Genomic DNA, 8820 nt, shown 5'->3' with positions numbered 1-8820 from the left:
CCACCGGTGTGCCGAAGAACTCCGCGACGATGGCGCCGATCATGGTCATGTGGTTCGGCTTCGACTGGCAGTCGAAGGCCGCCGTCGTCATCATCATGACCTTCTTCCCGATGCTGGTGAATACGGTCGCCGGCCTTGCCGCCTCCGGCCATATGGAGCGCGACCTGATGCGCACCTATGCGTCGAGCTATTGGCAGACGCTGTTCAAGCTGCGGTTGCCGGCGGCGGCCCCCTTCATCTTCAACGCACTGAAGATCAATTCGACGCTGGCGTTGATCGGCGCCATCGTCGCGGAGTTCTTCGGCACACCGGTGGTCGGCATGGGATTCCGGATTTCGACCGAGGTCGGACGGATGAACATCGACATGGTCTGGGCCGAAATCGCAGTTGCAGCACTTGCGGGTTCGGTCTTTTATGGCGTGGTCGCTCTTTTCGAGAGAGCAGTCACGTTTTGGCATCCCTCCGTCCGTGGTGGATAGGGCGGTGGCGGGTTTGGAATCAGGAGCGCATTGAAGGTCCTGATCCTAAAGGGTGAACACTTAACTTCAGAGGGTAAAAACATGAAAAGACTTGTTATTTCGATGCTGGCCGGCGCGATGTCGCTTGCCGCGTTCCAGGCGATGGCTGCAGACAAGGTGACGCTGCAGCTGAAATGGGTCACGCAGGCCCAGTTCGCCGGCTACTACGTCGCCAAGGACAAGGGGTTCTATGAGGCCGAAGGCCTCGACGTCGAGATCAAGCCGGGCGGCCCCGATATCGCGCCCGAGCAGGTGATCGCCGGCGGCGGCGCCGATGTCATCGTCGACTGGATGGGCGGCGCGCTGGCCGCACGCGAAAAGGGCGTGCCGCTGGTCAATATCGCCCAGCCGTTCAAGAAGGCCGGCATGCAGCTGGTCTGCCCGAAGGATGGCCCGATCAAGACCGAAGCCGACTTCAAGGGCCATACGCTCGGCGTCTGGTTCTTCGGCAACGAATACCCGTTCTACGCCTGGATGAACAAGCTCGGCCTGAAGACCGACGGCGGCCCGGACGGCGTCACCGTGCTGAAGCAGAGTTTCGACGTGCAACCGCTGATCCAGAAGCAGGCGGATTGCATTTCGGTCATGACCTACAACGAATACTGGCAGCTCATCGACGCCGGCTACAAGCCGGAAGAGCTGATCGTGTTCAACTACTCGGCGATGGGCAACGACCTGCTTGAGGACGGGCTCTATGCGTCCGAGGACAAGCTCAAGGATCCGGCCTTCGAGGACAAGATGGTGCGTTTCGTGCGCGCCTCGATGAAAGGCTGGAAATACGCCGTCGACAATTCCGACGAGGCGGCCGGCATCGTCATGGACAATGGCGGCCAGGACGAGAACCACCAGAAGCGCATGATGGGCGAAGTCGCCAAGCTGATCGACAATGCCGACGGCAAGCTCGACCCGGCGACCTACGCACGCACCGCCAAGGCGCTGCTTGACCAGAAGATCATCACCAAGGAGCCGACCGGCGCCTACACGACAGCCATCACTGACAAGGCGATCAAGTAGGGCGATCAACTGGGCTTCTGAAGCCTGCATTCGAAAAGGGGGCGGGCGACCGCCCCTTTTTGTTGGGACGTAAAATAGCCGTTACCGGTGGAAACATCTGCTCGCACAACCGTTGTTGCCGGTGCATCCAGCTTCAGCGGATGTCATCGCCACAACGGAGATTTCCATGCGCATGCAATCCTTCTCGCCGATGCTTTCGGCGCTGGCCGTTTCGGCTTCCTTCCTGAGCGCTTCAACAGCTTTGGCCGACATGATGAAGATGAAGGCGACGCTCGATGGCGCTCAGCAGAATCCGCCCATCACCACCGAGGGCAAGGGTACCGCCGCTCTCGTCTTCGACACCGCCACGAAACAGCTCACCTGGAACGTGACGTATTCAGGTCTCAGTGGGCCGGCGACGGCCGGACATATTCACGGTCCGGCAGCAAAGGGTGAAAATGCCGGCGTCGCCGTCCCGTTCAAGGGCGCTCCGAAAAGCCCGTTCAAGGGGGCGGCGATTCTGACCGACGCGCAGGCTGCCGACCTGATGGCCGGCAAATATTACATCAACATCCATACGGCGGCCCACGAGGATGGCGAGATCCGCGGGCAGATCGAGAAGGCGGCAACGATGTAGCCAAGTCTTGCGCCGACGGAAGGGGCACCCCTTCCTGCCGGATCAGGACTTGTCGCGGATCTGGGTCATCGTCCGGGTCGGCGTGATGGCCTCGGGGTCGAGCCTGATCTCGACGATCGACGGCTTGCCGCTGGCGCGGGCGCGTTCGAAGGCCGGCGCGAAGTCGGCCGTCTTCTCGACCGTTTCGCCATGGCCGCCATAGGCGCGGGCCAAAGCCGCGAAGTCGGGATTCCGCAGATCGGTGGCGACGACACGGCCCGGATACTCGCGCTCCTGATGCATGCGGATGGTGCCGTAGATGCCGTTGTTGACGACGATGACGATGATCGGCAGATCGTATTGCACGGCGGTGGCGAATTCTTGCCCGTTCATCAGGAAGCAGCCGTCGCCGGCAAAGGCGATCACGTCGCGATCGGGGAAGAGCTCCTTGGCGGCGACAGCCGCTGGCGTGCCGTAGCCCATCGAGCCGGAGGTCGGTGCTGCCTGCGTGGCAAAGCGGCGGGAACGGTGGAAGCGGTGTACCCAGGTGGCGTAGTTGCCGGCGCCGTTGGTGAGGATCGCATCGTCGGGCAGCACCGTTTCGAGATAGTTCATGATCGGCCCCATCTGGACGGAGCCGGGACCGCTTTCCGGCGGTGTAGACCAGTCGAGATAGGCGGCGTGAAGTTTTGGCGTTTCATCCGCCCAGACCGGCGTGGCGGCCGGCTTGCGCCCGGCGAAGGCTTCGACGAAAGCGGACGGCGAGGCGTTGATCGCCAGCGTCGGCCGATAGACGCGGCCGAGCTCGCTGGCGTCGGCATGGACATGGACCAGCGTCTGGTCGGGGTAGGGGCTCTTCAGGAGCGTGTAGTCGGAGGACGGCATCTCGCCCATGCGGCCGCCGACGAGCAGCACGAGGTCGGCCTGCTTGATGGCGGTGGCCAGCTTCGGGTTGATGCCGATGCCGACATCGCCGGCATAGTTCGGGTGGAGATGGTCGAACAGCATCTGGCGGCGAAAGGAGCAGCCGACCGGCAGCGACCAAGCTTCGGCGATCGTCCGCATCCGCGCGACGGCCTCCGCATCCCAGCGCGTGCCGCCGAGGATAACGAAGGGGCGCCTCGCCTTGTTGAGGAGCTTTTCGAGAGCATCGAGCTCGGCCTCGCCCGGCCGCGTTTCGACCGGCGTGTGGGGCAGGGCTGCTGGCGCCTCGGCAAGGCTGGTCAGCATGTCTTCCGGCAGCGAGACGACGACCGGGCCGGGGCGGCCGGACGTCGCCACCGCGAAGGCGCGAGTGACGAATTCGGGGATGCGCGCGGCATCGTCGATCTCGACCACCCATTTGGCGATGTCACCGAAGAACCTGACATAGTCGACCTCCTGGAAGGCCTCGCGCTCCTTGGCGTGGCTGGCGACCTGGCCGATGAACAGGATGACGGGAACCGAATCCTGCATCGCGATGTGGATGCCGGCGGAGGCGTTGGTGGCGCCGGGGCCGCGGGTGACGAAGCAGATGCCGGGCTTGCCGGTCAGCCGACCATGACAGTCGGCCATCATCGCAGCTCCGCCTTCCTGGCGGCAGACGATGGTGCGGATCGTCGAATCGTGCAGCGCGTCGAGCACCGCAAGATAGGATTCTCCGGGCACGCAATAGATGCGGTCGGTGCCATTGGCTTCGAGCGCATCGACGATCAGTTGTCCGCCGGTCTTCATTTTCCTGACCTCTCCAGTTCGGCTAGGATTTCTTCTGTGTGCTCGCCGAGACGCGGCGAGGGCCGCTCATAGACCAGCGGTGTGCCCGACATGACCATCGGCGCGCGCACCGAGGGCAAGAGATTGCCATGGCCATCGTCGAGGTCGAGCCGCATGCCGCGCGCGATGGTCTGCGGGTCGGCGAACATCTCGCCGATCGTGTTGATCGGGCTGGCAGGCACGTTTGCCGCCTCCAGCTTGGTCAGCAGCGGATCGCGATCGAAGGTTTTTAGCGCATCGATCATGTGTTCGCGCAGTTTCGCCCGGTTGGCGACCCGGGCGGGATTGGTAGCGAAATCGGGGTTCGATGGCAGGTCGACCAATCCGACAGCCGCGCAGAATTTGGCGAACTGGCCGTCATTGCCGATGGCCAGGATGAGGTGGCCGTCCTTCACCGGCACCACTTCGTACGGCGCGATGTTCATATGCGCATTGCCCATCTGCACAGGCGATTTGCCGGAGACCAGATAATTGAGGTTCTGGTTGCCGAGCGCCGAGATCTGGGTGTCGTAGAGCGCCATGTCGATATGCTGGCCTTCGCCGGTCTTCTCGGCGTGACGAAGTGCGGCCTGGATGGCGATCACCGAATAGAGGCCGGTGAAAATATCGGAGATGGCGACGCCGGCCTTTTGCGGCTCACGGCCAGCCTCGCCGGTGATCGACATCATGCCGGCCATGCCCTGGATGATGAAATCATAGCCGGCGCGTGGCGCATAGGGTCCGTCCTGGCCGAAGCCGGTGATCGAGCAATAGATCAGCCGCGGGTTGATCTTGCGCAAGCTGTCATAGTCGAGCCCGTATTTCTTCAGACCACCGAGCTTGAAGTTCTCGATCAGCACGTCTGATGCCGCGACCAGCCGGCGGACTGTCTCGGCGCCTTCGGGCGTCGAGAAATCGATGGCGATAGAGCGCTTGCCGCGATTGCAGGAATGGTAATAGGCGGCCGAAAGGTTTTCGCCGTCATGGCTCATGACGAAGGGCGGGCCCCATTTGCGGGTGTCGTCGCCGCCATCCGGGCTCTCGACCTTGATGACATCGGCGCCGAGATCGGCAAGCAGCTGCCCGGCCCATGGCCCGGCCAGGATGCGGGCGAGTTCGATTACGCGGATGCCTTTCAGCGGAGGCTCAGTCATAGATCACCGTGATTGGTCGGAAGCGCAGCCTTGGATTTCTTTTTTGTGCATGTCGTTGTCCCAAAACTGCTGCGCACTTTTGGGCAACATGCACTATCAATCCCGCGTGCTGCTGTCACGGCTCTTGCAATGGGCCAATCCGATTGTGCCGATGTCGACCATACCTATCTCGATCAGGCTTGTTTCAGCATGCTGTCGGCCCATGCGGCGAAATCATCCATGATGATATCTCGATTCACTTCGTTCAGGCTTTCGTGGCGGGTCTCGGCGTAAACCGTTGAAACGAGATTCGAAAAGCCCATCCTGTGCAGGCGTCCAGCGAGGTGGTTGACCGCCTTGCCGCCGGCGGTGGCGGGGTCCTTTTCGCCGCCGACCAGACAGATCGGCAGGGTCTTGCGGACGCCGGAAAAATTAGCGTCGTCGGCACCGTCAAAGACAAAGCCAAACAGGTCGCGCCACATCGACACCGAGGCATCCCAGCCGCACAGCGGGTCGGCGATGTACTTTTCGACTTCGGCTGGATCGCGCGACAGCCAGTCGAACGGCGTCCGGTGATCGGGCACGGCTTTGCCCCAAGCCTGGAAGGTCAGTCTCGGCAGCATGCGCGACGGCATGTCGGAGCCGAGCCGGAACTTTTCCCAGGCAAGAATGGCTTGCGCGGCACGACCGGCGAGCCCAGCTGAAAAATTCGCGTTCCATATGGCGGCGGCGTGCAGTCGGTTCGAATGATGAAGCATGAAAGTAAGGGCGACGAGGCCGCCCATGGAATGGCCGAAGACGATGACGGGCAGGCCGGGGTGGTCGTCGGCGATCAGATCGTGCACGGCGGCGACATCGGCGATGACCTTGGCGCCGCCATCTGATTGAGCGAACTGGCCGAGCGGCGCGTCTGGCGCCTTGGTTGCGCCATGGCCGCGATGGTCATGGGCGTAGACATGGAAGCCGCGCTCACCCAGAAAGGTAGCGAAGCGGACATAGCGCGCGGCGTGTTCGGCCAGTCCGTGATTAATCTGGACGACCGCGCGCGGGCGGCCCTCGGCGCGTTTCAAATAAAGGTTGAGCTCGGCGCCGGTTGGCGATCGGAGCACGCGCTGTTGGCTGAATGACATTGTCGCTTCGTCTCCAACGCGTTTTTCGCGGCTCCGGCGTTTGTGTGCGCCGACGCCGGCTTTGCGTCAATCCGTGTTTTCGCAGCGCTGTTCTTGCGTCGCAACGCGCGGTATCGCAATTCTGACATGGAGAATTTGATACCGAGAGAGGGCGGCAGTCTGTTGCCGCAGCACTTTTCAAACGGGGGTTCTTTTATGCGCATGCGGACAGGTCTGGTTTTCGGATTGGCGCTTGTCGCCGCGTTGCTGACGGGTGCTGCGCGGGCCGAGGTCAAGATGAGCGACTCTTTCGTGGCCGACGCCAGCTGTCCAGCGACGCAGGCCATCAAGAGCGGCAAGAACCCTGGCAATATCTCGACCGATGCGGGACAGAGCTACGAGCTTCTGGCCGGCAACAAGGATGCCCCCACGCACTATCTGATCCGCGTGCCGGGGGCCGATCCGGAGCGCCGCTGGGTGAAGGTCGATTGCGGCCATGTTTCGGGTGGCAGCGCATCCACGGAAGCGGCAGCACCTGCGCCGGTTGACCGGGAGAAGCCTGCTGCGCCGGCTTCGGGAAAGCCCGAATATGTCCTCGCGCTGAGCTGGCAGCCGGCCTTTTGTGAAACCAGGCCCGGCAAGACTGAATGCAAGGCGCAGACCGCGGCCGGTTTCGACGCCACGCACTTCACTTTGCACGGGCTGTGGCCGCAGCCGAACGGAAATTTCTATTGCCAGGTGGCAGCGGCCGACAAGGCGAACGACAATCCGGCGCACTGGCAGGACCTGCCGCCGGTCGAACTCGACCCGAACACGCGTTCGGAGCTCGATCGGGTGATGCCCGGCACCGCATCCGACTTGGAAAGACATGAGTGGATCAAGCATGGCACCTGTTACGGCAAGGGCCAGCAAGCGTATTTCTCCGATGCGCTGAACCTGATGCGCGCGGTAAATGCTTCGCCGGTGCGTGATCTGTTCGCAAAGAACATCGGCAAGCAACTGACGTCGGATCGGATCCGCAGTACCTTCGATAGCGCGTTTGGCGCCGGGGCAGGTGAGCGGGTCCGGGTATCCTGCCTGGTCGATTCGACGAGTGGTAGGCGGCTGATCGGTGAGCTGACGCTTGGCCTCACCGGCCCAATCGGTCCGAGCAGTCGGCTCGGCGACCTGATGCAGGCTGCCGCGCCGACAAGCAAAGCCGGCTGCCCGAAAGGCGTTGTCGATTCCACAGGATTCCAATGACAGGCAAGCCAGCAGGCAGGCCGGAAATTATGCTTCGGCGCTGCGCCCTGACCTGGTCCACGCGGTGAGGCTCTCGGCCTCGTGGCCGCCCGGTTCGCCGACGACGCGGTCGCGTCCGGTCGATTTGGCCTTGTAGAGGCGCTGGTCGGCCAGCGCAAAAAGATCGGCAAGGCAGCGGGTAGTCTCGCTGACGGTGGAGATGCCGGCGCTGACGGTGATGTCGAACCGGCTGGTGTTTGCGGATGTCTTGACCGCGTGCCTGATGCTTTCGCCAAGCAGCCTGGCGACCGAATGCGGACGTGAGCAGAGGATGGCGAATTCCTCTCCGCCGATCCTGAACACCTGATCCTCGGGACCGACAATCTCGCCGAGCAGGGCGGCGACGGATTTCAGCACCTTGTCGCCCTCGGCGTGGCCGAAGCGGTCGTTGATCGATTTGAAGTGGTCGACGTCGATGATCAGCAGGCTGAGCGGCTTGGCCGTTCGCAGGCCGGCGGCAACGGCCGCTTCGCCGTCGCTGTCGAAGCGTCCTCTGTGCAGCAGGCCGGTGAGGCCGTCGCGGCCGACATGCTCGATCAGCGCCTCATAGCGCTCGCGGTAGGTCAGCGTGTCGAATATGTCGGACAGCCCGCGCGGGGCCGGGATCTGCCGCGCCTCGAACCATCTGATGTAAGCGACAAGCATGATGCTGTAGGCAAGCGCCGCGCCCATCTTGGCGAACCAGCCGCCGAAGAAAACCGCGATCGGTGCGCCGGTGACGAAGTGCAGCGCGGTGAAAAACCCAGCCTGGTCGAATGTCAGCACGCAGGCGACGGAGACCAGGATGCGGGTAAAAAGCGCCTTGCGAAGATAACGCCCAAGCTTTTCGTAGAGCAGGATGATCAGGATGGCGTCAACGAAGAGCAGCATCGTGCCCCACACCATCAGCCAGCCCATCTGGTCGATGAAGCCGATGTCGGGAAGCTTGCCACTGGGAAGCGGTGCGATCTCATGCAGGCGCAGGACGAGCACAAGCCCGATCATCAGGGCATTGCCGAGCAACAGGCCGTAGATCGGCTGCCGGACGGTTGCCGCATCCTCCTTGATGTAAAGCAGCAGGAGCATCACCAGCTTGCCGGAAAACAGCACGGCGGAACCGGGCGAAACCATGCCGAACGGTAGCGCGACGTAAAAGACGCTGGCGAGGTAGGTTTCGAGGAAATGCATGACGCCGAGGGCGCAGACAAACACGCCGAGGCCGATGCGGTGCCTGAACCGGAAAAGCGTGACCATGACACCGAAATAGAGAACCGCTTCGGCAAGGAGCAGGCAACTGTTCAACAACGCCGTCGATCCGATCTCTCTGCAGAAATCGCGGCTTGCCGGCGATTCCCCATCCGACACCTTTTTGACGCGGAATGGTTAACCGGAGCTTGCGCCGGGCTATGCAGCGAACCGAAAGCGGCGACAGTTCGATGAGCGTCTTCGGCCCGAAGATG

The 8820-nt window shown here is 62.6% G+C and carries 8 protein-coding genes; 4 read left to right on the top strand and 4 right to left on the bottom strand.

Annotation, left to right across the window (positions count from 1 at the left end; all coding sequences use genetic code 11):
- The 3 genes from EOC94_RS18835 to EOC94_RS18825 form a co-directional block, all read left to right on the top strand.
- Window positions 1–479, top strand: a 479-nt coding sequence (locus EOC94_RS18835; protein ID WP_148128431.1) for an ABC transporter permease, incomplete at its 5' end; no start/stop codon positions are given.
- An 81-nt stretch (window positions 480–560) separates the two neighbouring features.
- Window positions 561–1532, top strand: coding sequence for an ABC transporter substrate-binding protein (locus EOC94_RS18830; protein ID WP_095482887.1), 972 nt, complete (start codon window positions 561–563; stop codon window positions 1530–1532).
- Window positions 1533–1698: 166 nt separating this feature from the next.
- Window positions 1699–2148 (top strand): CHRD domain-containing protein, encoded by a 450-nt coding sequence (locus EOC94_RS18825; RefSeq protein WP_127292517.1) that lies wholly within the window; start codon window positions 1699–1701, stop codon window positions 2146–2148.
- Window positions 2149–2190: 42 nt separating this feature from the next.
- On the opposite strand, the gene EOC94_RS18820 is transcribed toward EOC94_RS18825, so the two are convergent.
- From EOC94_RS18820 to EOC94_RS18810, 3 genes are all read right to left on the bottom strand, one after another.
- Window positions 2191–3840 carry a thiamine pyrophosphate-binding protein gene (locus EOC94_RS18820; RefSeq protein ID WP_127292515.1) on the bottom strand — a complete coding sequence of 550 codons (1650 nt, stop codon included), beginning with the start codon at window positions 3838–3840 and terminating at the stop codon, window positions 2191–2193.
- The gene (locus EOC94_RS18815; RefSeq protein WP_127292512.1) at window positions 3837–5012 is read right to left on the bottom strand and encodes a CaiB/BaiF CoA-transferase family protein; all 1176 of its coding nucleotides are present in this window, start codon (window positions 5010–5012) and stop codon (window positions 3837–3839) included. The genes EOC94_RS18820 and EOC94_RS18815 overlap by 4 nt, the downstream gene beginning before the upstream one ends.
- Window positions 5013–5185: 173 nt before the next feature.
- Window positions 5186–6121 carry an alpha/beta hydrolase gene (locus EOC94_RS18810; protein WP_127292510.1) on the bottom strand — a complete coding sequence of 312 codons (936 nt, stop codon included), beginning with the start codon at window positions 6119–6121 and terminating at the stop codon, window positions 5186–5188.
- Window positions 6122–6322: 201 nt separating this feature from the next.
- Here EOC94_RS18810 and EOC94_RS18805 point away from each other — a divergent pair, with 201 nt between their 5' ends.
- The gene (locus EOC94_RS18805) at window positions 6323–7342 is read left to right on the top strand and encodes a ribonuclease (RefSeq protein WP_127292553.1); all 1020 of its coding nucleotides are present in this window, start codon (window positions 6323–6325) and stop codon (window positions 7340–7342) included.
- A 27-nt stretch (window positions 7343–7369) separates the two neighbouring features.
- Here EOC94_RS18805 and EOC94_RS18800 read toward each other — a convergent pair whose 3' ends face one another.
- The gene (locus tag EOC94_RS18800) at window positions 7370–8665 is read right to left on the bottom strand and encodes a GGDEF domain-containing protein (protein WP_127292507.1); all 1296 of its coding nucleotides are present in this window, start codon (window positions 8663–8665) and stop codon (window positions 7370–7372) included.
- Window positions 8666–8820: the final 155 nt, after the last annotated feature.

Origin of the sequence: Mesorhizobium sp. M6A.T.Ce.TU.016.01.1.1, from assembly GCF_003997065.1 — a bacterium.
Taxonomy (GTDB): Bacteria; Pseudomonadota; Alphaproteobacteria; order Rhizobiales; family Rhizobiaceae; genus Mesorhizobium; species Mesorhizobium mediterraneum.
Note: the sequence above shows the minus strand (reverse complement) of the source record. Positions and strands in the feature narration are given on the sequence as shown.